This window comes from Streptomyces goshikiensis (genome assembly GCF_014650555.1).
In the GTDB taxonomy this organism is placed as follows: Bacteria; Actinomycetota; Actinomycetes; order Streptomycetales; family Streptomycetaceae; genus Streptomyces; species Streptomyces goshikiensis.
The window spans coordinates 233,284-255,974 of record NZ_BMVE01000004.1 but is presented as its reverse complement, the minus strand read 5'-3'; the positions used below and the strand labels follow the sequence as shown (position 1 = coordinate 255,974).

General features: G+C 71.1%; 21 protein-coding genes, 2 tRNA genes and 1 pseudogene. 10 read left to right on the top strand and 14 right to left on the bottom strand.

Features of this window, described 5'->3' with window-relative positions; translation table 11 throughout:
* Positions 1–86 precede the first annotated feature (86 nt).
* The 4 genes from IE248_RS14495 to IE248_RS14480 all read right to left on the bottom strand — a co-directional run bounded on the left by IE248_RS14495 (position 87) and on the right by IE248_RS14480 (position 4,303).
* Positions 87–1,523, bottom strand: a complete 1,437-nt coding sequence (locus IE248_RS14495; protein ID WP_073797994.1) for a DUF2252 domain-containing protein — start codon at positions 1,521–1,523, stop codon at positions 87–89.
* Between the two features lie 69 nt (positions 1,524–1,592).
* Complete coding sequence (locus IE248_RS14490; protein ID WP_164496114.1) at positions 1,593–2,240, bottom strand: response regulator; 648 nt, start codon at positions 2,238–2,240, stop codon at positions 1,593–1,595.
* A gap of 20 nt (positions 2,241–2,260) precedes the next feature.
* Positions 2,261–3,943 (bottom strand): sensor histidine kinase, encoded by a 1,683-nt coding sequence (locus tag IE248_RS14485; protein WP_229895317.1) that lies wholly within the window; start codon positions 3,941–3,943, stop codon positions 2,261–2,263.
* Positions 3,944–4,220: 277 nt separating this feature from the next.
* Positions 4,221–4,303, bottom strand: a tRNA-Leu gene (locus tag IE248_RS14480).
* A gap of 293 nt (positions 4,304–4,596) precedes the next feature.
* Between IE248_RS14480 and IE248_RS14475 the strand changes: the two genes are divergently transcribed.
* From IE248_RS14475 to pknB, 6 genes are all read left to right on the top strand, one after another.
* Positions 4,597–5,418: an FHA domain-containing protein gene (locus IE248_RS14475; RefSeq protein WP_100581278.1), complete on the top strand. Its 822-nt coding sequence runs from the start codon at positions 4,597–4,599 to the stop codon at positions 5,416–5,418.
* Between the two features lie 10 nt (positions 5,419–5,428).
* On the top strand, positions 5,429–5,935 hold the full coding sequence (locus IE248_RS14470) for an FHA domain-containing protein FhaB/FipA (RefSeq protein WP_100581279.1): 507 nt from the start codon (positions 5,429–5,431) through the stop codon (positions 5,933–5,935).
* 138 nt (positions 5,936–6,073) lie between these two features.
* Positions 6,074–7,543, top strand: coding sequence for a PP2C family protein-serine/threonine phosphatase (locus IE248_RS14465; RefSeq protein ID WP_229895316.1), 1,470 nt, complete (start codon positions 6,074–6,076; stop codon positions 7,541–7,543).
* Positions 7,544–7,574: 31 nt separating this feature from the next.
* Entirely contained in the window at positions 7,575–8,999 is a 1,425-nt protein-coding gene (locus IE248_RS14460; RefSeq protein WP_008739962.1) for an FtsW/RodA/SpoVE family cell cycle protein, read from the top strand.
* Positions 8,996–10,465: a peptidoglycan D,D-transpeptidase FtsI family protein gene (locus IE248_RS14455; RefSeq protein WP_073797770.1), complete on the top strand. Its 1,470-nt coding sequence runs from the start codon at positions 8,996–8,998 to the stop codon at positions 10,463–10,465. Before IE248_RS14460 ends, IE248_RS14455 begins: the two co-directional genes overlap by 4 nt.
* 183 nt (positions 10,466–10,648) lie before the next feature.
* Entirely contained in the window at positions 10,649–12,676 is a 2,028-nt protein-coding gene (pknB, locus tag IE248_RS14450) for a Stk1 family PASTA domain-containing Ser/Thr kinase (protein ID WP_073797769.1), read from the top strand.
* Between the two features lie 208 nt (positions 12,677–12,884).
* Here pknB and IE248_RS14445 read toward each other — a convergent pair whose 3' ends face one another.
* From IE248_RS14445 to IE248_RS14420, 6 genes and pseudogenes are all read right to left on the bottom strand, one after another.
* Positions 12,885–13,613, bottom strand: a complete 729-nt coding sequence (locus tag IE248_RS14445) for a class E sortase (RefSeq protein WP_008739958.1) — start codon at positions 13,611–13,613, stop codon at positions 12,885–12,887.
* Between the two features lie 13 nt (positions 13,614–13,626).
* Positions 13,627–14,484 (bottom strand): annotated as a pseudogene (locus IE248_RS14440) (class E sortase); the annotation flags it as partial.
* The gene (locus tag IE248_RS14435; RefSeq protein WP_073797768.1) at positions 14,439–15,077 is read right to left on the bottom strand and encodes an aminodeoxychorismate/anthranilate synthase component II; all 639 of its coding nucleotides are present in this window, start codon (positions 15,075–15,077) and stop codon (positions 14,439–14,441) included. The gene IE248_RS14435 and the pseudogene IE248_RS14440, both read right to left, overlap by 46 nt.
* Positions 15,074–15,250 (bottom strand): hypothetical protein, encoded by a 177-nt coding sequence (locus tag IE248_RS14430; RefSeq protein ID WP_037797887.1) that lies wholly within the window; start codon positions 15,248–15,250, stop codon positions 15,074–15,076. Before IE248_RS14430 ends, IE248_RS14435 begins: the two co-directional genes overlap by 4 nt.
* A gap of 91 nt (positions 15,251–15,341) precedes the next feature.
* Positions 15,342–16,115 (bottom strand): class E sortase, encoded by a 774-nt coding sequence (locus tag IE248_RS14425; RefSeq protein ID WP_190030901.1) that lies wholly within the window; start codon positions 16,113–16,115, stop codon positions 15,342–15,344.
* Positions 16,072–16,860 carry a DUF881 domain-containing protein gene (locus IE248_RS14420; protein ID WP_037797885.1) on the bottom strand — a complete coding sequence of 263 codons (789 nt, stop codon included), beginning with the start codon at positions 16,858–16,860 and terminating at the stop codon, positions 16,072–16,074. The genes IE248_RS14425 and IE248_RS14420 overlap by 44 nt, the downstream gene beginning before the upstream one ends.
* 91 nt (positions 16,861–16,951) lie before the next feature.
* On the opposite strand from IE248_RS14420, the gene crgA reads away from it, so the two are divergent.
* Entirely contained in the window at positions 16,952–17,206 is a 255-nt protein-coding gene (gene crgA, locus IE248_RS14415) for a cell division protein CrgA (RefSeq protein ID WP_037797883.1), read from the top strand.
* 129 nt (positions 17,207–17,335) lie between these two features.
* Here crgA and IE248_RS14410 read toward each other — a convergent pair whose 3' ends face one another.
* Complete coding sequence (locus tag IE248_RS14410) at positions 17,336–18,208, bottom strand: rhomboid family intramembrane serine protease (protein WP_190030900.1); 873 nt, start codon at positions 18,206–18,208, stop codon at positions 17,336–17,338.
* 119 nt (positions 18,209–18,327) lie between these two features.
* Positions 18,328–18,855: a peptidylprolyl isomerase gene (locus IE248_RS14405; RefSeq protein ID WP_100581283.1), complete on the bottom strand. Its 528-nt coding sequence runs from the start codon at positions 18,853–18,855 to the stop codon at positions 18,328–18,330.
* Between the two features lie 176 nt (positions 18,856–19,031).
* Here IE248_RS14405 and IE248_RS14400 point away from each other — a divergent pair, with 176 nt between their 5' ends.
* The gene (locus IE248_RS14400) at positions 19,032–19,718 is read left to right on the top strand and encodes a DUF5324 family protein (RefSeq protein ID WP_037799739.1); all 687 of its coding nucleotides are present in this window, start codon (positions 19,032–19,034) and stop codon (positions 19,716–19,718) included.
* Positions 19,719–19,783: 65 nt separating this feature from the next.
* Here IE248_RS14400 and IE248_RS14395 read toward each other — a convergent pair whose 3' ends face one another.
* Together IE248_RS14395 and IE248_RS14390 are read right to left on the bottom strand one after the other, a co-directional pair.
* On the bottom strand, positions 19,784–20,332 hold the full coding sequence (locus tag IE248_RS14395) for a LysM peptidoglycan-binding domain-containing protein (RefSeq protein ID WP_229895314.1): 549 nt from the start codon (positions 20,330–20,332) through the stop codon (positions 19,784–19,786).
* Between the two features lie 281 nt (positions 20,333–20,613).
* Positions 20,614–20,686: transfer RNA gene (locus tag IE248_RS14390), tRNA-Ala, on the bottom strand.
* Between the two features lie 161 nt (positions 20,687–20,847).
* Between IE248_RS14390 and IE248_RS14385 the strand changes: the two genes are divergently transcribed.
* Both IE248_RS14385 and IE248_RS14380 read left to right on the top strand, forming a co-directional pair.
* Complete coding sequence (locus IE248_RS14385; RefSeq protein WP_008743899.1) at positions 20,848–21,396, top strand: transcriptional regulator; 549 nt, start codon at positions 20,848–20,850, stop codon at positions 21,394–21,396.
* 38 nt (positions 21,397–21,434) lie between these two features.
* A complete protein-coding gene (locus IE248_RS14380) occupies positions 21,435–22,685 on the top strand; it encodes a serine/threonine-protein kinase (protein ID WP_190030899.1) in 1,251 nt (416 codons plus the stop codon).
* Positions 22,686–22,691: the final 6 nt, after the last annotated feature.

Below are 22,691 nucleotides of genomic sequence, written 5' to 3'. Positions count from 1 at the left end.
AGCCTAAGGCCGGTCCGCCCGGGCCTGTGTTTCACGTGAAACACAGGCCCGGGACCGAGACCCGCGAAAGCCGGTCGGCAGGCGGCTCAGACCCCCGCCTCCGCCGCGATCCGGCCGCTCCGCACCGCCGCCACCAGATCCGCGTGGTCGGCCTCGCTCCGGTCCGCGTACGCAACGGCGAACGTGGCCATCGCCTCGTCCAGCTCGTCGTTCTTGCCGCAGTACCCGGCCAGGACCCGCGGATCGGCGCTGTGCGCGTGCGCCCGCGCCAGCAGCGCGCCGGTCATCCGCCCGTAGTCGTCGATCTGCTCGGGGGCCAGGGCCGCCGGGTCCACGCTGCCCTTGCGGTTGCGGAACTGGCGGACCTGGTAGGGCCGCCCCTGCACGGTGGTCCAGCCCAAAAGGATGTCGGAGACCACCTGCATCCGCTTCTGGCCGGCCACCACCCGCCGCCCCTCGTGCTCCTCCGGAGCGGAGGTGAACCCCAGGGCCGGCAGGTACGGCAGCAGAGCCGAGGGCCGGGCCTCCTTCACCTGGAGGACGAGCGGTTCGCCGCGGTGGTCCAGCAGCAGCACGACGTACGAGCGGGTGCCCACGCTCCCGGTGCCCACCACCCGGAAGGCCACGTCATGGATCGCGTACCGGGCCAGCAGCGGCAGCCGGTCCCCCTGGAGGGTCTCCAGGTACGGGCCCAGCGAGGCCGCCACGGCCGCCGCCTCGCCGTCGCCGACCCGGCGCAGCACCGGCAGGGCGTCCACGAAGCGCCGTACGCCGTCCGTACCGGCCTCGGTGGACTTGGCGGCGAACCGGGCGGAGGTGTTGTTGCGGGCCTTCTCCGAGACCCGCTCCAGCGTGCCCAGCAGGTCCCGGGCGTCGGTGTGCGAGACCAGTTCCTCGTCCGCGATGGCGTTCCACGCGTCGAGGGCGGGCAGCTTCGCCAGCAGCCGCATGGTCCGCCGGTAGGCGCCCACCGTGTCCAGCGCCGCCGCCCGGCAGGTGTCCTCGTCCGCGCCGGCCACCCGTCCGGCCAGCACCAGCGAGGTCGCCAGCCGCTTCAGGTCCCACTCCCAGGGACCGAACACGGTCTCGTCGAAGTCGTTGAGGTCGATGACGAGCCGCCCGCGCGCGTCCCCGTACAGGCCGAAGTTGGCCGCGTGCGCGTCACCGCAGATCTGCGCGCCCACCCCGGTCACCGGCCCGCCGGACAGATCGTGGGCCATCAGCCCGGCCGACCCGCGCAGGAAGGCGAACGGGTTCGCGGCCATCCGCCCCACCCGGATCGGCGCCAGCTCCGCGACCCGCCCGGCATTGGACTCCTCGACCGCGCGCACGGCGTCCGGCCGACCGGCGGGTGCCTCGAAGCCCGCGTGCGCCGCGCGCGGTACGCGCTCCCGCAGGGACTTGCCCGCCGCGCGGGCCGAACCGGAGACCGTCCGGGGTGCGAACCCCGCGACGGCGGGTATCCGCCCGCCCCCCGTCGTCCGGTCCGGCCCCGCCACCCGCTGCTCCGGTATCGCCACCATGCGCGCCGCCCCCACCCGTACCCGTCGTACTGTCCCGGCCAACATCATCAATTCCGGCCCGAACCGTATCTACAGGCCGGCGTCCCTGGCCAGCAGGGCCGCCTGTACGCGGTTCTCGCACCCCAGCTTCGCCAGGATCCGGCTGACGTACGTCTTCACGGTCGCCTCGCTCATGTGCAGCCGCCGGCCCGCGTCCGCGTTCGAGAGGCCCTCGCCCAGCAGCGCCAGCACCCCGCGCTCCCGCTCGCTCAGCTCCGCCACCCGGCGCCGGGCCGCCTCGCCGCGCCCCGCGGCCTGCCCCGAGGCCAGCTGGTCCACCACGTGCCGGGTCGCCGCCGGTGACAGGTAGGCGTCCCCGGCCGCGGCCGCCCGTACGGCGCCGATCAGCTCGCCCGGCGCCGAATCCTTCAGCAGGAACCCCGCGCCGCCCTGGCCGAGGGCCCGCAGCACGTTCTCCTTCTCCCCGAAGGTGGTCAGGATCAGCGCGCGCACCTCGGGCGCCGCCCGGCCCAGCTCGCCCAGGGCCGTCAGCCCGTCCATCACCGGCATCTGGATGTCCAGCAGCATCACGTCGGGCGCGTGCGCCCGCGCGAGCTCGACCGCTTCCCGGCCGTTCGCCGCCTCCGCGACGACCTCGATGTCCGGCGCCGAGGTCAGGATCATCCTGATCCCGGCCCGGATCAGCGGCTCATCGTCAGCGATCACCACTCGGACCACCCTGGCTGTCACCCGCGCTCCTACTGCTTGACCTCGTACGCCTGCTTGTCGACGAGCTTGCCGTCCGCGAAGCAGAACCGGAAAACCAGATCCTTGCCCAGATCCGACGGGCCGTCCGCCGCCAGGAACGCCAGGCATTCCGAGCCGGCCGGCCGCGTCGGCCCCTTGCGGTCGAGTCCCGAGGTCAGGACGGAGTCCCCGCTCGGCAGCCGGTCGCGGACCTCCTGCTCGGCGGTGCCGATCCGTACCGCGTCGTACTCCTCCCTGTCGATCATCCCGTCCTTGAACGAACCCACCATCAAGGCGATCGCGACCCCGAGCGCGACCAGCAACAGCACCCCCGCCGCGAACGCGATCCCGCAGCCCATCGCGACGCCACCGGCCCGGCTGCGGCTGGGTACGGTCAGCTCCCGGTCCACCGCCGCCCAGTCCATCGGCGGCGTGCCGTCCAGTACGTGCGGCCGCAGCCGCTGACCGAAGTCGTCCGCCGCGTCCTCCACCCCCGCCGGCTCGGCGCCGTACGGCAGCACCCCGGCCACCCGGAACCCGCCGTCCTCGGTCGGGCCCGCGTGCACCATGCCGCCCACCAGCCGGGCCCGCTCGCGCAGCCCCGTCAGGCCCTGCCCGCCCGAGACCACCTCGCCGGCGCCCGGCCCGGCCGCGGGCCCGTTGGCGATCTCCACCACCAGCGAGTCGTCCTCGTACCGCAGCTCCACCGCGATCGCCGCGCCCGGCGCGTGCTTGTACGCGTTCGTCAGCGCCTCCTGCACGATCCTGTACGCGGCGTGGTCGCAGGCCGCGACCAGCGGTCGGGGCTGCCCGGTCGTGGCCAGCCCGACGGGCGTGCCCGCGCCCCGCGCCGACTCCACGACCCCCGCGATCCCGGCCACCCCGCGCGCCGCGGGCTGCGCGGCCTCCTCCACCGGGACCGGCGCCGCCACCCCGTCCCGCAGGATCCCGACGACCTCGCGCAGCTCGTGCATCGCCGCCACCGACGCCTGCCGCAGTACGCCCACGGCCTCGCGCTGGCGGTCGGTGAGCTTCGGATCCACCTCCAGCGCCCCGGTGTGCACCGAGATCAGCGCCAGTTGGTGCCCCAGGCTGTCGTGCATGTCCTGGGCGATCCGCTGCCGCTCCAGCAGCCGGGCCTGCCCGGCGATCATCGCCCGCTCCCGCATCAGCTGCGCGTTGCGCTCCTGGAGCGCGCGCAGCAGCGTCCGGCGCTGCGACCAGTACCGGCTGGCCAGACCCGGCATGACGGTCGTCACGATGAACAGCAGCGTGGTGAACACGATCACCAGCAGCGGCCGCATCTCGGACTCGCTGACGACACCGAGGCCGACGGCCGCGACGCACGCCAGGCTGAAGACGGCCAGCGCCCGGCCCACCCCCTCGATCCGGCGCCCGGCCGACCAGCCGAGCAGGCCGGTCACCAGCAGCGCCCCGGGGAGGACCGCGCTCAGCGCCGAGCCCGCCACCAGCGTGGCCGCCGGCAGCCTGCGCCGCAGCAGCGTCAGCGCGACGACGAGCACGGCGCTGGCCAGCATCCGCACTCCGGAGCCCCGGTCGAGTTCCTCGACGCCGAGCCCCAGCACCGCCGCCACCGTCGCGAGCGCCAGGTCTCCCGCCAGCATCCGCCGGGTCCAGGGCTCGGGCCCTTTCAGCCAGTCCCAGCCCGCCCGCACCCTCGCCGTCGCATCCACGGGCCCGACCCTAGACACCCGCACCTGCCGACCGCCGCCCTCTTTCGTCGCGCCCGGCCCGACGAAAGTCGGACGGCCGACCCCCCGTCAACACCCCCCGCCCGAACAGATGTGGCCGGGATCACTCGACAACCCGCCCGGGGCGCAACGCCGCTGGAGCGCCGGGCGGGAGGCGGACAGGAGGCGGGCGGCGGTCCGGCCCCGAACTCACCGGACCCACAGGGGAAAACACGAAACGGCCGCCACCACTTTCGTGGTGACGACCGTCTCGTCGATGTGGGCGAGGGGGGATTTGAACCCCCACGTCCCGAAGGACACTGGCACCTGAAGCCAGCGCGTCTGCCGTTCCGCCACTCGCCCGAGCAGCGTCCCAGTGGTTCTTCCCTTGCGGGCCGTTCCCCTGGCGACATCGGAACATTAGCACGTCGGAGGGGGTGGATTCACATCGCTTTCCCCGCACCCCGCGCACCCGCCACGACGGGCCCCTCCCGCACTCCGCTCCCGGTGCGGGACACTGTCATCGGAGCGCCCCTACGATCCCTTGTGAGGACCAACACTCCTCGCCACAGGACCGATGGGGAACCAGCCGAATCCGCCACGCGTGGATACGATCAGTAAGCAGTACAGGGCGACAACGACGGAGGAGGTGCCCCATGGGAGTCCTGAAGCGGTTCGAGCAGCGACTCGAAGGTCTGGTGAACGGCACCTTCGCCAAAGTGTTCAAGTCCGAGGTCCAGCCGGTGGAGATCGCCGGCGCCCTCCAGCGGGAGTGCGACAACAACGCCACCATCTGGAACCGCGAGCGGACCGTCGTCCCGAACGACTTCATCGTGGAGCTCAGCACCGGCGACTACGAGCGCCTGAGCCCCTACTCCGGCCAGCTCGGCGACGAGCTCGCGGGCCTCGTCCGCGACTACGCCAAGCAGCAGCGCTACAGCTTCATGGGCCCGATCAAGGTCCACCTGGAGAAGGCCGACGACCTCGACACCGGTCTCTACCGGGTCCGTAGCCGTACGCTCGCCTCCAGCACCTCCCAGGCTCAGCCGCAGGCCCCCCAGGGCCAGCAGCAGCCCGGCGGCTACGGCTACCCCCCGGCCGCCGCTCCCCCCATGCCCGCGGCCCCGCCCCCCGGCGGAGCCGCACGCAGGCCCGCCCCCGGCGGACCCGCACCCGCACCACCCGGCGCCCCCGGCACGACGCGGCGCTGGATCGAGATCAATGGCACACGCCACCAGATCTCGCGCTCCACGCTCGTACTCGGCCGAAGCACCGAAGCCGACGTGCGGATCGACGACCCCGGCGTATCCCGCCGGCACTGTGAGATCCGGACCGGAACGCCTCCGACGATCCAGGATCTCGGGTCCACCAACGGCATCGTGGTGGACGGGCAGCACACCACCCGCGCTACGCTCCGCGACGGCTCGCGGATCGTCGTGGGCAGCACCACCATCATTTACCGGCAAGCCGAAGGGTGAAGCGGGGGCAATGTCAGAGCTGACCCTGACGGTCATGCGGTTGGGTTTCCTGGCCGTTCTGTGGCTGTTCGTCATCGTGGCCGTACAGGTCATCCGCAGCGACCTCTTCGGTACGCGCGTCACACAACGCGGCTCGCGCCGCGGCGGCGGCGGCGCCACCAGCGCGCCACAACAGGCGGGCGGCCGGCAGAGCGCGCCGCCACAGCAGCGCCAGCGCCGCGGAGCGCCCACCAAGCTCGTCGTCTCCGAGGGCACCCTCACGGGCACCACGGTGGCCCTGGCGGGCCAGACGATCACGCTCGGCCGGGCGCACGACTCGACCATCGTGCTGGACGACGACTACGCCTCCAGCCGCCATGCCAGGATCTATCCCGACCGTGACGGCCAGTGGATCGTCGAGGATCTCGGGTCCACCAACGGCACGTATCTCGACCGGACCCGGCTGACCACACCGACGCCCATTCCGCCGGGCGCCCCGATCCGCATCGGCAAGACCGTCATCGAGCTGCGGAAGTAGTACGAGAATGAGCGAGCGGAGCGAGCGAGCCGCGACGGTCCGTCCCATCCAGGACACGGACCCGCGCGCGCTCCCGACCGGAGGGTGGGCAGTGTGGCTCAAGACCGGTTGTACCCGGAGCCGACCGGCGAGGTGCGCATGAGTCTGTCCCTGCGGTTCGCCGCCGGATCGCACAAGGGCATGATCCGCGAGGGGAACGAGGACTCCGGCTACGCCGGCCCCCGTCTCCTCGCGATCGCCGACGGCATGGGCGGCCAGGCCGCCGGCGAAGTCGCCAGCTCCGAGGTGATTTCCACCCTGGTGCAGCTCGACGACGACGTCCCGGGCTCCGACATCCTCACCTCCCTCGCCACCGCCGTGCAGCGGGCCAACGACCAGCTGCGCGTCATGGTCGAGGAAGACCCCCAGCTCGAAGGCATGGGCACCACGCTCACCGCCCTCCTGTGGACCGGCCAGCGCCTCGGCCTCGTCCACGTCGGCGACTCCCGCGCCTACCTGCTGCGCGACGGCCTCCTCACCCAGATCACCCAGGACCACACCTGGGTGCAGCGCCTCGTCGACGAAGGCCGCATCACCGAAGAGGAAGCCACCACCCACCCCCAGCGCTCCCTGCTCATGCGGGCGCTCGGCAGCGGCGACACCGTCGAACCCGACCTCTCCATCCGCGAGGTCCGGGCCGGCGACCGCTACCTGATCTGTTCCGACGGGCTCTCCGGCGTCGTCTCCCACCAGACCCTGGAAGAGACCCTCGCCGACTACCACGGCCCCCACGAGACGGTTCAGGCCCTCATCCAGCTCGCCCTGCGCGGCGGCGGACCCGACAACATCACCTGCATCGTCGCCGACGTCCTGAGCACCGACAGCGGTGACACCCTCGCCGCCCAGCTGAACGACACCCCGGTGGTCGTCGGCGCGGTCGCCGAGAACCAGCACCAGCTCTTCGACGGCAACGCCATGCAGACCCCGGCCGGCCGGGCCTCGGGCCTGGGCCGCCAGGCCTCCCCGCCCGCCGGCTCCTTCGGCCCGCCCGGAAGCGGCGAGAACCCCGGCTACGGATTCCCCGAACAGAGCCAGGGCGGCGGCTACGGCGGAGGCGGCGGCTACGGCGACCCCGAGGCGAACTCCTTCGAGGGCGACCAGCGCTACGAGGACACGTACGACCACCCCCGCAGGCGGCGCGGCAAAGGCCGCAAGTGGACGACGCGTACGCTGCTCCTCCTGATCGTCGCCGGCGCCATCGGCGGCGGTCTCTACGGAGCGCACCGCTGGACGCAGACGCAGTACTACGTCGGCGTCAAGGGTGAGCACGTCGCGCTCTACCGGGGGATCAGCCAGAACCTCGGCTGGATCCACCTCAACCAGGTCGAGACGGACCACCCCGACATCGAGCTGAAGTACCTGCCACCGTTCAAGCGCAAGCAGGTCGAGGCCACCATCACCGAAAACAGCCTCGATGGCGCCCGCCAGAAGATCGACGAACTCGGCGTCCAGGTGTCCGCCTGCAAGAAGGACGAAGAACGCCGCAACGCCGAACCGCAGAACGCCCAGACACCCAGTTCCAGCCTGACTCCCGCGGAGCAAGCGCTGGTCGGCCTCTGCGGCAAGTAGACACCCGCGGGCACAGGGGGCCTGCCACACCATGAGCGTTGTCACCAATACGACCACCATCGGCGCCATCGAGCTGCCGAGCCGGCGGAACACCGAGCTCCTGCTGCTCGGCTTCGCCGTGGTCATCCCGATCTTCGCCTACGCCAACGTAGGCCTCGCGATCCACGGCGAGCTGCCGCCCGGCATGTTCCTCTACGGCCTCGGCCTGGGCGCGCTCGCCGGCGTCGCCCACCTCGTGGTGCGCCGCTACGCCAAGTACGCCGACCCGCTGCTGCTGCCGATCGCCACCCTGCTCAACGGCCTCGGCCTCGTTCTCATCTGGCGCCTCGACCAGTCCGAGCGCCTGCAGAACCTCGCCAAGCGCCAGTTCGGCCTCTTCACCGAGTCCGCCCCCCGGCAGATGCTCTACACGGCGCTCGCCATCGCCCTGTTCTCCGTCGTGCTGCTGGTCCTCAAGGACCACCGCGTGCTCCAGCGGTTCACGTACATCTCCATGGCCGCCGCGCTCGTCCTGCTGATCCTGCCCGTCGTCCCGGGCCTGGGCGCCGACGTCTTCGGCGCCAAGATCTGGATCAGCGTCGGCGGTTTCTCCATCCAGCCCGGTGAGTTCGCGAAGATCGTCATCGCCATCTTCTTCGCCGGCTACCTGATGGTGAAGCGCGACGCCCTGGCCCTCGCCAGCCGCCGCTTCATGGGCCTCTACCTGCCGCGTGGCCGCGACCTCGGCCCGATCCTCATGATCTGGGCGATGAGCCTGCTCGTCCTGGTCTTCGAGAACGACCTCGGCACCTCGCTGCTCTTCTTCGGCATGTTCGTGATCATGCTGTACGTGGCCACCGAGCGCACCAGCTGGATCGTCATCGGCCTCCTGATGAGCATCGGCGGCGCCGTCGTGGTCGGCGCCACCGCCAGCCACGTCAAGGCCCGTGTCACCGCCTGGCTCGACCCCTTCGACTGCTACAGCACCTCCGGCGCCTGCGAGCAGGTCGGGCAGTCGATCATGAGCTTCGGCTCCGGCGGCGTCCTCGGCGCCGGCTGGGGACAGGGCAACTCCGACCTCATCGGCTTCGCCGCCAACTCCGACTTCATCTTCTCCACCGTCGGCGAGGAACTCGGCCTCGCCGGGGTCATGGCCTTCCTGCTGCTCTACGGCCTGATCATCGAGCGCGGCGTCCGCACCGCCCTGGCCGCCCGGGACCCCTTCGGCAAGCTCTTCGCCATCGGCCTCTCCGGCGCCTTCGCGCTCCAGATCTTCGTCGTCGCCGGCGGAGTCATGGGCCTCATCCCCCTCACCGGCATGACGATGCCCTTCCTCGCGTCCGGCGGCTCCTCCGTCCTCGCGAACTGGGTGCTCATCGCCATCCTCATCCGGATCAGCGACACCGCACGCCGGCCTGCCCCGGCCCCCGCCCCGTCCCCCGACTCCGAGATGACACAGGTGGTCCGCCCGTCATGAACAAGCCCCTGCGCCGCATCTCGCTGTTCTGCGGGCTGCTCGTCCTCGCGCTGCTGGTCCGGACCAACTGGCTGCAGTACGTCCAGGCCGAGGAACTCAGCACGCGCAAGGAGAACCGCCGGGTCCAGATCGCCCAGTACGCCACCCAGCGCGGCAACATCATCGTCAAGGGCGGCGCCCCCATCACCGGCTCGGCCACCACCGACGGCAGTGACTACAAGTACAAGCGCACCTACACGGACGGCCCGCTCTGGGCCCCCGTGACCGGCTACGCCTCGCAGGCCTTCGGCTCCACCCAGCTCGAATCCCTCGAAGACGGCATCCTCACCGGCAACGACGACCGGCTCTTCTTCGACCGCACCGTCGGCATGTTCACCGGGGAGAAGAAGCAGGGCGGCAACGTCGTCACCACCCTGAACCCGGCCGCCCAGAAGGCCGCCTTCGAGAAGCTCGGCGACAAGGTCGGCGCGGTCGCCGCCATCGACCCGCGCACCGGCGCGATCCTGGCCCTGGTCAGCACCCCCTCGTACGACCCCTCCAGCTTCGCGGGCAACTCGAAGAACGACGAGAAGGCCTGGGTGTCCCTCAAGGACAGCCAGGACAAGAAGCTCGTCAACCGCGCCCTGCGCGAGACGTACCCGCCCGGCTCCACGTTCAAGGTGGTCACCGCCGCCGCCGCGCTGGAGAACAGCGTCGTCACCGACATCAACGCCCCGACGGACACCCCCGAGCCGTACATCCTCCCCGGCACCAAGACCCCGATGGTCAACCACGCCAGCGGGTGCGAGAAGGCCAGCCTCAACAAGGCGCTGGAGGTGTCCTGCAACTCCGTCTTCGCCAACGTCGGCGACAAGGTGGGGCGGGACAACATGGTGAAGACCGCCGAGAAGTTCGGCTTCAACGACGACAAGATCGACACCCCGGTCCGGGCCTTCTCCAGCGTCTACGACAAGACCATGAGCCGCGACGGCAACGCCCAGAGCTCCATCGGCCAGTTCAACACCGCCGCCACCCCGCTCCAGATGGCCATGGTCACCTCCGCGATCGCCAACGACGGCAAGCTGATGAAGCCGTACATGGTCGACCAGCTGACCGCGCCCAACCTCGACGTCATCGAGAAGCACGAGCCGCAGGAGATGAGCCGGCCCCTCTCCGCCGCGAACGCCCAGAAGCTCCAGCAGATGATGGTCAACGTCGTCGAGAAGGGCACCGGCGACAAGGCCAAGATCAAGGACGTCACCGTCGGCGGCAAGACCGGCACCGCCCAGCACGGCGAGAAGAACGCCAAGCGCCCCTACGCCTGGTTCATCTCCTACGCCGAGAACCCGGACGGCAGCTCGCCGGTCGCGGTCGCGGTCGTCGTCGAGGACAGCGACGCCAGCCGTGAGGACATCAGCGGCGGCGGTCTCGCGGCCCCGGTCGCCAAGGCGGTCATGGAGGCCGTACTCAAGAGCAACAAGGGCTGAACGACCCCACCGGAGTGATACGGGCCACAGAAGACGCCCGGATCGGAGCGTACTGTACCGGTCCGGTATCAGCCTGTGGCCGCGAACCGATCACCGACGATCGGCCGGTAGCCTTTGCGCGAACAGCACACCGCCGGACCACACGAGGGTGCGGTCGGGACTGACGGAGAGGGCTGCAACGTTATGGAAGAGCCGCGTCGCCTCGGCGGCCGGTACGAGCTGAGCCACGTGCTCGGCCGCGGTGGCATGGCCGAGGTCTACCTCGGTCACGACACCCGGCTCGGCCGTACCGTCGCCGTCAAGACCCTGCGCGCCGATCTCGCCCGCGACCCGTCCTTCCAGGCCCGGTTCCGGCGCGAGGCCCAGTCGGCCGCGTCGCTCAACCACCCGGCGATCGTCGCGGTCTACGACACCGGCGAGGACTACGTCGACAACATCTCCATCCCGTACATCGTGATGGAGTACGTCGACGGCTCCACCCTGCGCGAACTCCTGCACTCCGGCCGCAAGCTGCTGCCCGAGCGCACCCTGGAGATGACGACCGGCATCCTCCAGGCCCTGGAGTACTCGCACCGGGCGGGCATCGTCCACCGCGACATCAAGCCCGCCAACGTCATGCTGACCCGCACCGGCCAGGTCAAGGTCATGGACTTCGGCATCGCCCGCGCCATGGGCGACTCCGGCATGACCATGACGCAGACCGCCGCCGTCATCGGCACCGCCCAGTACCTCTCCCCGGAGCAGGCCAAGGGCGAGCAGGTCGACGCGCGGTCCGACCTCTACTCCGCCGGCTGCCTGCTCTACGAGCTCCTCAGCGTCCGGCCGCCGTTCATCGGCGACTCCCCGGTGGCCGTCGCCTACCAGCACGTACGGGAAGAGCCCCAGCCCCCGTCGAACTTCGACCCCGAGATCACGCCCGAGATGGACGCGATCGTGTTGAAGGCCCTGGTCAAGGACCCCGACTACCGCTACCAGTCCGCCGACGAGATGCGCGCCGACATCGAGGCCTGCCTCGACGGCCAGCCCGTCGCCGCGACCGCCTCGATGGGCGCCGCCGGATACGGCTACCCCGACCAGGGCGGCTACGGACACCAGGGCTACGACCAGCCCACCACCGCACTGCGCGCCACCGACTCCGGCGGCCAGACGTCGATGCTCCCGCCGATGCCCCCGGGCGACAACGGCTACGGGTACGGCGACCAGGGCGGTCACGGCGGCTACGACCAGGGCCACGGCCGGCGCCCGAAGAAGAGCCGGGCCTCGACGATCCTGCTGGTCCTCGCCGGCGTGCTCGTCCTCGTCGGCGCCATCCTGATCGGCCGCGCCGTCTTCAACGGCGGCGCCGACAACCGGCCCAACGTGCCGAAGCTGATCGGCGAAACGCTGGAGGCGGCCCAGGGCAACGCCAACAACGTGGGCCTCAAGGTGGTGAAGGAAGCCGAGGAGCCCTGCGACAGCCAGCCCAAGGGCAAGATCTGCTCGCAGAACCCGCAGCCCGACACCAAGCTCGACAAGGGCGAAGCGATCAAGGTCAAGATCTCCTCGGGCGCCCCCAAGGTGCCGGTGCTCGACGTCATCAACCTGACGTTCGACAACGCGGAGAAGACGCTCAAGGACAAGGGCTTCCAGGTCGAGCGCAAGACCCAGGAGTCCGAGCGCACCGCGGGGACGGTCCTCGACCAGAACCCCAAGGCCGGCACCGAGGCCGAGAAGAACTCGGTGATCACGCTGATCGTGGCCAAGGAGGTCTCGAAGACCGAGGTGCCCGACCTCACCGGGAAGACCAAGGAGGAGGCCGCCAAGCTGCTCCAGCAGGCGAACCTCAAGCTCGGCAGCACCACCGAGTCCGACGCTCCCGCCGGGACGGCGCCGAAGACGGTGTTCCAGCAGCAGTTCCCGCCCGGCGAGCAGCTCAAGCCGGGCAGCTCGGTCAGCATCACGGTCGCCAAGGCCGCGCAGACGACCGACGTCCCCAACCTGGCCGGCAAGACGGTGTCGCAGGCCCGGGGCATCCTGGCCGGCAAGGGCCTGACCTTCGGCGCGGTCGTCGCGGGCCCGGGTGACGAGAACGCGAAGGTCATCATCTCGGACCCGCCGGCCGGTACGCAGGTCCCGCCGGGCACCGTGGTGAACGTGACCACGATCGCCGGTGGCGGCGGTCAGCAGGACGGCGGCAACGGCTTCTTCGGCGGGCTCACCGGCCGCCGCTAGCCAGACGCGAAAGCCCGGCCCCTCGTACACGTACGAGGGGCCGGGCTTTTTGTCGTCCGGGCCCGGCGGGTTCGAGTGGGCTCCGGCGGGCTCAAGCGGGCCACGCGGGCCGCTGTGTGGCCGTCTGAGGCGTCACACGTGAAGCCTTGGCCATCGCCGCCCGGGGGTTCCGGTAACGCCCCACAGCGGCCTTCTGGCGGCTCCGGCGCTAGCGCAGCTCCGCCGGAGGGGTCCGCTTCGCGTCCACCTTCTCGGTCCGCACCAGCTCGCCCCACACGATGTAGCGGTACTTCGAGGTGTACACCGGCGTGCAGGTCGTCAGCGTGATGTACCGGCCCGGTGCCGTCTTGCCCGATTCCTTCGGGACCGCGGAGATCACGTCCACGTTGTACTTCGACGTCTGCCGCAGCTCCGCGAACACCTTGTAGACGTACCAGGTGTCCCGGGTCTCGAAGACGACCGCGTCGCCGTTCTTCACCTTGTCGATGTTGTGGAACTTCGCCCCGTGCCCGTCCCGGTGCGCCGCGAGCGAGAAGTTCCCCGACGCGTCCCACGGCAGCCCCGCCTTCACCGGCTCCGTGTAGTACCCCGCGACGCCGTCGTTCAGGACGTCCGGGGCCGTGCCCCGCTTGACCAGCACCTCGCCGTTGCGCATCGCCGGGACGTGCAGGAACCCGACCCCGCCCTGCGTGTCCAGCGCCCCCGGGGCGGCCTGCGCCCCCGCCGTGGGCGGCCGCGTCCACAGCTGGCGGACCTCGTCGCCCCGCGCCGACGCCTGCCGGTCCGCGAGGACGTTCGTCCACCACAGCGAGTACGCCACGAACAGCGCCAGCACCAGGCCCAGCGTGATCAGGAACTCGCCCAGCAGGCTCAGGAACCCCGCGAGCACGCTGCGGTTGCCGGTCGGTGCCGCGGCGCGGCGGCGGGAACGAGACACTGCGGATCCGTCCTTACGGGCTGGTCAGCGCGGGCGGGGCGCCCTGGCTGCGCGGGCGTTCATCGATCATCCTGCCCCACACGATCATCCGGAAGGTGCTCGTGAACTCCGGCGTGCAGGTCGTCAGCGTGATGTACCGGCCGGCCGACGTGAAGCCGGAACCCTGCGGCACCGGCTTCAGCACCGACACGTTCGACGGCGGGGTCTGCGGCAGCGCCGAGGTCATCTCGTACGTGTAGTACGCGTCCCGCGTCTCGACCACGATCGGGTCACCGGGCACCAGCCGGTTGATGAAACGGAACGGTTCGCCGTGGGTGTTGCGGTGCCCGGCCACCGCGAAGTTGCCCTGTTTGTCCGCCGGCATCGCCGTCTTCAGGGCGCCCTCGCCGTAGTGCCCGACCATCCCCTTGTCGAGCACCTTCGGCTTGCTGATCCCCTCGGCCACCGGAACCTTTACGTCCAGCTTCGGGATGTACAGGATCGCGAAGCCCTGCCCGGGCTCGAACGCCGTCACCGGCGGCGCGGCGGCCCCGTCCGGGGCCGGCTGCTCCCAGTCCTTGCGCAGCGAGCCCGCGGCCCCGTTCGCCGTCCGCTCCGCCAGGACGTTCGTGTACCAGAGCTGGTAGGCCACGAAGAGCAGCATCACCAGGCCCATCGTGATGAACAGCTCCCCGGCCAGCCGGCTGGCGACCACCAGCGGACCGCCCGAGCGCGGACGGCGCCGCCTCCGGCCGCCGCCGCGCCTGCGCGCGCGTTTCGCGGCCTCCTGCGCCGCCCTGCGCCGCGCGGCCCGGCCCTCGGCGGGCGCGGACGGCGCGAGGGCGGTCACGCGACGGCCTTGCCCACCACCGGGGCCAGCCCCACCGACCGCTCCACGGCTCCCGCGTCACCGCACCGCACCAGCCAGTTCGCGAGCATCCGGTGGCCCCACTCGGTCAGCACCGACTCGGGGTGGAACTGCACGCCCTCCACGTCGTGCTCCCGGTGCCGCAGCCCCATGATGATCCCGTCCTCGGTGCGCGCCGTGACCTCCAGCGCGTCCGGCAGGGTCCCGGGCTCGGCGGCGAGGGAGTGGTAGCGGGTCGCGGTGAAGGGCGAGGGCAGGCCCTCGAAGACGCCCCGGCCCTCGTGGACCACCGGCGAGGTCTTGCCGTGCAGCAGCTCGGGCGCCCGGCCCACGACACCTCCGTAGGCGACGGCCATCGACTGCATGCCGAGGCAGACGCCGAAGACCGGAACGCCGGTGTCCGCGCAGTGCCGGACCATGTCGACGCAGACGCCGGCCTCTTCCGGGGTGCCCGGTCCGGGCGAGAGGAGGACGCCGTCGAAACCGTCCTGCGCGTGTGCCAGCCCGACCTCGTCGTTGCGGAGCACCTCGCATTCGGCCCCGAGCTGGTAGAGGTACTGGACCAGGTTGAAGACAAAGCTGTCGTAGTTGTCGACAACCAGAATGCGCGCGCTCACGGAGTGGCTCCCGATCCCTCGTCCACCGTCACGTCGTTGAACGGAAGCAGGGGCTCCGCCCACGGGAAGACGTACTGGAAGAGCACGTACACCACCGCGAGGACCAGTACGAGGGAGATCAGCGCGCGCACCCACGCGTTGCCCGGCAGCTGCCGCCAGATCCAGCCGTACATGCCGTCTGCTTGCCTTCCGTTCCACGTTCGTCCCGCACACCGCGGGAGGCGGTACCGCAACAGACTAAAGGCAGCGGCCCCGCCCGGGGGGTCAGCTGCGCAATCCCTCCGGTCCGCCCCGTGCGACGGGCCGGGTCCCGGTCAGCTCCGCCCAGACGACCAGCCGGTGGCTGTGCCCCCATTCCGGATCGCAGGTCGTCAGCGTCAGGTACCGGCCGGGGACCGTGAACGGCGACCTGTCCGGCACCGGGTCGACCACCCCGGTCTCGGTCGGCAGGATCCGCAGCGGCCCGGCGCGGACGGTGTACGTGTACCAGCTCGTCGCGTCCTTGAGGATCACGGCGTCGCCCGGGCGCAGCTCGGGGAAGTCCTTGAAGGGGTCCCCGTACGTCCGCCGGTGTCCCGCCACGGAGAAGTTCCCGGCGGCGCCGAGGCGGGCCGTGCCCGCGTAGTGGCCGAGCCCCTTCTTCAGCAGCTCGGTGCCGGTGCCCTCCAGCACGGGCTTGTGCCAGTCGGCGCCGAAGCGCGGGACGTACATCTCGGCGAAGGCCCGGCCCGCGGGGTAGCCGGCGGGCGCCTCGGGCGACGCCTCGGCGCCGGGCGAGGCGGCGGGAGCGGGTACGGGTGTGGGTGCCGGACCGGGGGCCGGAGCCCGGGCCGCCGCCGACCAGCTGTCGCGCAGCCGCGCCAGCTCCCCGTCCATGGCCCGGTCGGCCTTGACCCCGGTCCACAGCAGGACGTACGCCACGAACAGCACGATCAGGGTGCCGACGGTCAGGCACGCCTCGCTGAACGTCCGTACCACCAGGCGCAGTACGGCGTCAGGGCGTGCTCGTCGCGGACGAGGGGACCACGGGCTTCGCATAGTGGAGGTCCACTGTGCCGGAGTACCCGGGCAGTGTCAGCGACCTGTGCTCGTCCACTTTCCAGCCGAGCCCGTACGCGTTGACGTACAGCTGGTAGTTCTGCAGCGCCGGGGAGGCCGCCAGGGCCTTGCGCAGCGCCGCCGGGTCGCCGACCGCGGACACCTTGTACGGGGGCGAGTAGACGCGGCCCTGGAGGATCAGGGTGTTGCCGACGCAGCGCACCGCGCTGGTGGCGATGAGCCGCTGGTCCATGACCTGGATGCCCTCGGCGCCGCCCTGCCAGAGGGCGTTCACCACCGCCTGGAGGTCCTGCTGGTGGATCACCAGGTCGTTGGGCTGCGGCTCGGGCACGTTGGGGATGCGGGCGGTGGCGTTCGGCGGGGCGTCGTTGAGCGTGACGGTCAGGCCCTTGCCGGTGAGCTCCTCGGTGCCGGACGCGGTGCGCAGGGCGGCGAGCTTGGCGTCCTCGGCCCTGGTGCTGCTGTCGCCGTGTTCGGCGAGGGCGTCCACCCGGCTGCGTACGGCCGCGGTGCTCTGCTCCAGCTGGGCGTTGTTCTGGCTGCGCTCGTGGATCACGTCGGACAGCTTCAGGAGGGACGTGTCCGTCCGGATGTTCGTACCCTTGGACGTGTTGAAGCTGGTGACGAAAATCAGGCCTGCCAAGGCGAAAACGGCGGCCGTCAGCAGCCGGGCCGGTCGCAGCCGGCGACGGGGACCCGCGGAGGAGTCGTCGGAATTGCTCAACGTACCCTTCTCCTTCAACGCCACAGGTCCACTACGCTAACGGACGCCCGGGGCAGGCAAGGTCCCCAGCGCATCGACAGGAGAGCCCCTCGTGCCGAAGTCACGTATCCGCAAGAAGGACGACTACACGCCGCCGCCGGCGAAGCAGGCGCAGACCATCAGGCTGACCAACCGCAGCTGGGTCGCCCCGGTCATGCTGGCCTTCTTCCTGATCGGCCTGGCCTGGATTGTCGTCTTCTACGTGACCGACACCCAGCTGCCGATCGAGGCGCTGGGCAATTGGAACATCGTGGTCGGTTTCGGATTCATCGCGGCGGGATTCGGCGTCTCCACGCAGTGGAAGTAAGCCCCCTGCCTTAGCGCAGCCGGGGCCTCCGCGAAAGCTCTCCCCATGAGTTATCCACAGCGTCATCCACACCTGAGGAAAAGACAGAAGATCTGTGGATAACTCTGTGGAGAGTTGACGCCGGTGTGATCAGGTGAGTGCGGCCGTCCGGGCCATTACCAGGGCGGCTGCCAGCAGGAACACCGCCACACAGGTTCCCCACTGGATGAGCGCGCGTCTGCGGCCCGTCGCCGGCCACAGCAGCCCGGCAGCGACCAGCGCACCGGTCACGAGGCCGCCCACATGGGCCTGCCAGGACACGCTCAGACCGCCGAACGGCACGAAGGTCAGCACCAGCATCAGTACGACCATCGTGATGACGGGCCGCATTTCGTACCGCAGCCGGCGCACCAGCACGACGGTCGCGCCGAGCAGACCGAAGACGGCCCCCGACGCGCCGAGCGTCGGAACGTACACCGGGGTCAGCAGATAGACGAGGGTGCTGCCGCCCAGCCCCGACAGCAGGTAGACGGCGAGGTACCGGGACCGGCCGAGGGCCGCCTCCAGCGGAGAGCCGATCACCCACAGGGCGAGCATGTTGCCGGCGATGTGCCACCACTGCACGTGCAGGAACACCGAGGTCAGCAGCCGGTAGTACTCGCCGGTGGAGACGCCTTGCACGGGGCCGCCGAGGTAGTCCACGTAGCGGCCGAGCAGCTCCCCCTGCACGACCAAGCCGGGGACGACGAAGCCCAGCAGGAACACCGCGGCGTTGATCCCGATCAGGACCTTGGTGACGAGGTGGGGATCGGCGGCGATCGCGCCGCCCGCGATGGTGCGCGGGACGCCGGCGGCCGGGCGGTGGCCGGTGCCGGAGCCCTCACGGACGCATTCGGGGCACTGGAAGCCGACCGAGGCGCTGATCATGCACTCCGGGCAGATGGGGCGTTCGCAGCGGGTACAGCGAATCCCCGTGTCGCGGTCCGGGTGGCGATAGCAGCCCGGGAGGCGGTCGGTGTCCATCGGTCCCCTCGATCAGAGGCGGGAGACAGGGATGCCCCGCCGGTCCATGTATCCAGGACGGACGGGCGGGGCGGAAAGGTTCCCGGGCGGGCGGGCGCTGCGGGAGGGCAGGCGGCTCGTCAGCGCCTCTCGATGACGACGGACTGGATGATCACGTCGTCGAGGGGCCGCTCGGTGCGCGGGTTCGTCCGGCCGCCGGCGATCGCGTCGACGATCTTCTGGCTGGCCTTGTCGGAGACCTCGCCGAAGATGGTGTGCTTGCGGGTCAGCCAGGCGGTGGGAGCGACGGTGATGAAGAACTGCGAGCCGTTGGTGCCCGGGCCCGCGTTGGCCATCGCGACCAGGTACGGCTTGGTGAAGGCCAGGTCGGGGTGGAACTCGTCGCCGAACTGGTAGCCGGGGCCGCCCGTGCCGTTCCCGAGCGGGTCGCCGCCCTGGATCATGAAGCCGGAGATGACACGGTGGAAGACGGTGCCGTCGTACAGCGGGTCCGTGGTCTTCTGGCCGTCCGTGGGACGCGTCCACTCACGGGCGCCGGTGGCCAGCTCGACGAAGTTGCGGACCGTCTTCGGCGCGAAGTTCTCCAAGAGCTCGAACTCGATGTCGCCGTGATTCGTCTTCAGGGTGGCGTAGAGCTTCTCGGCCACGGATCTGCCTTCCATAGTCATCACTGTCGGTTTCAGATACTCCCACGCTGCGCATCCAGGTACAGAGATTCGCCCACCCGGATGCCCTGTCGCGCATGCCTCTCGACAAGATGGCAGGCATGATCCGACAAAGGGTGGAAAGGTGAACTGTGTCCGCCACCGAGGAGGAGGATCCTGTGACCCGCAAGGACAGCGTGCGCCTGGCCGCCGAAAGCGCCAGGGACACCGTGAAGCACGCGGCGGAAGCGGTGGCGCCATACGCGGAAACCGCCAAGGGCGCTGCCGTGCACTACGCGCAGGAAGCGAACGAGCGGCTGGCGCCGATGGTGTCGCATGCGGCCCTGGAGGCCTCGCGGCACGCGCGTTCGACGTATGACACCCATCTGCATCCCCGGATGCAGGCCGCCCGCTCCTACGTGCCGCCGAACGTGGACCGGGCGGCGACGAAGGCGGTCCACGAGACGCGCCGCGCGGCCCGCCAGGCCGCCGAGTACACCCAGCCCCGTATCGAGAGCGCGATCGCCGCGGCCCAGCCGGTGGCGGAGGAGGCCGCGTCGCGGTCGGTGGCGACCGTGGCGGCGCTGCGCGGCCAGGTGACGGCCGATGAGGTGCGGCGGCTGGTACGGCGGCACGAGCGGCGGGCGCACCTGGCCCGGCTGGCCAAGGGCGTGGCCGTGGTCGGCCTGGTCGCGGGCGGCGTCTACCTCGCGTGGCGCTGGTGGGACCAGCAGTCGAACCCGGACTGGCTGGTCGAGCCGCCGGCGGCGACGGAACTGTCGGCGCAGGACTCCGAACCGGCCAACTTCGACGACGAGTTGGCGGACAAGGAGCGCGAGGCGCGGACGTCTTCGGACGACAGCTGACGACGCCATGCGGAAAGGGGCCCGGACCACGTCCGGGCCCCTTTCCGCATCAGTGCATCAGGGCATCAGTGGGGGAGGGTGAGGACCATCCCCGGCCGGATCAGGTCGGGGTTGGAGCCGATCACGCCCCGGTTCATGGCGTAGAGCTCGCGCCAGCGCGCCTCGTTGCCGAGTTCACGGCGGGCGATCTCGGAGAGCGAGTCACCCGTCCTGACGGTGTACGCGCGCTTCGCGGCGACCGGCGCCGCCGCGACGGACTTGTGCGCGGCGGAACCGGGGGTCGGCGTGTGGGGAGCGTGCATGGCCGGGGGAGGCGCCGGCCGGGTGCGCGCGACGGGGGGCTCGGGGGCCGCGGCGACGGACTTGTGCGCGGCGGAGCCGGGGGTGGGGGTGTGCGAAACGCGCCTCGGCGGCGCCGCGGCAGCCATCCGCTCGGCGGCGGCCTTGGTGGCCTCGGCGGCGTCCACGTACTTCCCGCCCATCGCGGAACCCGGGCCGGCGGCGACGGCCGGCGGCGCGGCGCCCTTCTCCTCCACCTGCTCCTTCGCCGTGTCGGCGGCCTCGTGCGCCTTCTTCTTGTCGGACTTCAGGAAGTCGAAGATTCCCATGGACATACGCCTCCGGCGGGCCGTGGCTTCCCGGTCTGGGTGCCTCTCCCCACTGTCGACCACGAACCCCCGGACGGCCCCACGACCGACCCATCCGAGCGACACCCAGGCCGCCGCGGTGATCGGCGCGGTCTCCCCGGGCGCCGCGGCGAATCCCTCACGGACCGCGGCCCGTTGGCCTTCACCCTCGGCGACGTCCTCGCCGCCGGACGCGGCAGCTGATGTTTCACGTGAAACACAAAAGGCCCCCTGACTGCGTTTCCGCAGGTCAGGGGACCTTTTTGCTGTGGAGCTTAGGAGATTCGAACTCCTGACATCTGCCTTGCAAAGGCAGCGCTCTACCAACTGAGCTAAAGCCCCGTGGAAGCGGACGCGACCGTCCCCCGGGAGGGATTGGCCGTTCCGCAGAACAGAGTACCGGGTGTACCCCCTCATCCCGCAAAATGATAGGGACTCCCGCCGTGCGACCACTCTCCGTAAGATGCTCGCGAGGTTCGCACCAGCGAAGGGGAGTAGTCAGAGTGGACGCAGTACAGCAAGAGGCCACGGCCAGAGCCAGAGAGCTTCAGCGCAGTTGGTACGGGGAGCCGCTGGGGGCGCTCTTCCGCCGGCTCATAGATGACCTCGGCCTGAACCAGGCTCGCCTCGCTGCCGTCCTCGGGCTGTCGGCGCCGATGCTGTCCCAGCTGATGAGCGGCCAGCGCGCCAAGATCGGGAACCCGGCCGTGGTCCAGCGGGTCCAGGCCCTCCAGGATCTCGCCGGCCAGGTCGCCGACGGGAGCGTCAGCGCGGTGGAGGCGACCGACCGGATGGACGAGATCAAGAAGACCCAGGGGGGTTCGGTCCTCAGCAACAGCGGTCAGACCGCCACGAGCAGCGGCGCGCCGACCGTCAAGCGGGTCGTCCGGGAGATCCAGTCGCTGCTGCGCTCGGTCTCCGCGGCCGGCGACATCATCGACGCCGCGGACACCCTCGCTCCCAGCCACCCCGAGCTGGCAGAGTTCCTCCGGGTGTACGGCGCCGGCCGCACCGCGGACGCGGTGGCCCACTACGAGGCGCACCAGAACTGACGCGCGGACGACGAGGGTGACGGGGGACGGGCGCAGCGATGGGTGAGATCTTCGCCGGTCGGTACGAGCTGGCCGATCCGATCGGGCGCGGCGGCGCCGGTGCCGTCTGGCGCGCCTGGGACCACCGGCGCCGTCGGTACGTCGCGGCGAAGGTGCTCCTGCAGAGCGACGCCCACACCCTGCTCCGGTTCGTCCGGGAGCAGGCGGTGCGGATCGACCACCCCCATGTGCTGGCCCCCGCCAGCTGGGCGGCGGACGACGACAAGGTCCTGTTCACCATGGACCTCGTCGCCGGCGGTTCCCTCGCCCATGTGATCGGGGATTACGGACCGTTGCCTCCGCGGTTCGTGTGCACCCTGCTCGACCAGCTGCTCTCGGGCCTGGCGGCCGTGCACGCCGAGGGGGTCGTCCACCGCGACATCAAACCGGCCAACATCCTGATGGAGGCCACCGGAACCGGGCGGCCGCACCTGCGGCTGTCCGACTTCGGCATCTCGATGCGCAAGGGCGAGCCCCGGCTCACCGAGACCGACTACGTGGTGGGCACCCCCGGCTATTTCGCCCCGGAGCAAATGCTGGGCGCCGAGCCCGACTTCCCGGCCGACCTCTTCGCCGTCGGGCTGGTCGCGCTCTACCTCCTGACGGGCAGCAAGCCCGATTCCCGGGCCCTGGTGGAGCACTACCTCGCCCACGGCACGCCCGGCGCGCCCGAGGGCGTCCCCGCGCCCCTGTGGGACGTCATCGCGAACCTCTTGCGTCCGGACCCCCAGAGCCGGTTCCGGACCGCCACAGGGGCCCGCAAGGCCCTTGCCGAGGCGGTGGAGCTGCTGCCCGTGTCCTCGCCGGACGAGTACCCGGTGGAGGTGTTCGACCAACTCGGTCCGCTCCCGGCCGGTTTCGGCCCCCAGGGACCGTCGAGCACCGACGCCGTCACCCCGCACTCGCCGACCATCGCCGCCCCGGCTCCGGCTCCGGCTACGACCCCGGCACCGGCTCCGGCCACCGTTCCGGCTGCGGCTCCAGCCACCGCTCCGGCGGTGGTCCCGGTGCCGGCCGCCGCCCCCGTTGCCGCGCCCGTCGGGTTCGGGCCGCCGCCGGCGTCGTACGGGCCCTCGCAGACGGGCAGCTTCCACCTCTCACCGCCGTCGCCCGCGTCTCCCCCGGCCCCGGCGGCACCGCCCGCCCGTCCCGGCGGGATCGCCCCGCCCGCGCCGCTGGTCACCGCCGCCTTCCTCGCGGCGGCGCTGCTCTGCTTCGCCGTCGGCGTCTGGGCGCTGACCCAGATGTAGCTCCGG

What these genes read in the sequence shown, in the direction of transcription:
- IE248_RS14495 (WP_073797994.1), bottom strand. Translation starts at nt 1,523, where the DNA reads ATGGTGGCGATACCGGAGCAGCGGGTGGCGGGGCCGGACCGGACGACG.
- IE248_RS14475 (WP_100581278.1), top strand. Translation starts at nt 4,597, where the DNA reads ATGGGAGTCCTGAAGCGGTTCGAGCAGCGACTCGAAGGTCTGGTGAAC.
- IE248_RS14470 (WP_100581279.1), top strand. Translation starts at nt 5,429, where the DNA reads ATGTCAGAGCTGACCCTGACGGTCATGCGGTTGGGTTTCCTGGCCGTT.
- IE248_RS14465 (WP_229895316.1), top strand. Translation starts at nt 6,074, where the DNA reads ATGAGTCTGTCCCTGCGGTTCGCCGCCGGATCGCACAAGGGCATGATC.
- IE248_RS14460 (WP_008739962.1), top strand. Translation starts at nt 7,575, where the DNA reads ATGAGCGTTGTCACCAATACGACCACCATCGGCGCCATCGAGCTGCCG.
- IE248_RS14455 (WP_073797770.1), top strand. Translation starts at nt 8,996, where the DNA reads ATGAACAAGCCCCTGCGCCGCATCTCGCTGTTCTGCGGGCTGCTCGTC.
- pknB (WP_073797769.1), top strand. Translation starts at nt 10,649, where the DNA reads ATGGAAGAGCCGCGTCGCCTCGGCGGCCGGTACGAGCTGAGCCACGTG.
- IE248_RS14430 (WP_037797887.1), bottom strand. Translation starts at nt 15,250, where the DNA reads ATGTACGGCTGGATCTGGCGGCAGCTGCCGGGCAACGCGTGGGTGCGC.
- IE248_RS14425 (WP_190030901.1), bottom strand. Translation starts at nt 16,115, where the DNA reads ATGCGAAGCCCGTGGTCCCCTCGTCCGCGACGAGCACGCCCTGACGCC.
- IE248_RS14410 (WP_190030900.1), bottom strand. Translation starts at nt 18,208, where the DNA reads ATGGACACCGACCGCCTCCCGGGCTGCTATCGCCACCCGGACCGCGAC.
- IE248_RS14395 (WP_229895314.1), bottom strand. Translation starts at nt 20,332, where the DNA reads ATGTCCATGGGAATCTTCGACTTCCTGAAGTCCGACAAGAAGAAGGCG.
- IE248_RS14380 (WP_190030899.1), top strand. Translation starts at nt 21,435, where the DNA reads ATGGGTGAGATCTTCGCCGGTCGGTACGAGCTGGCCGATCCGATCGGG.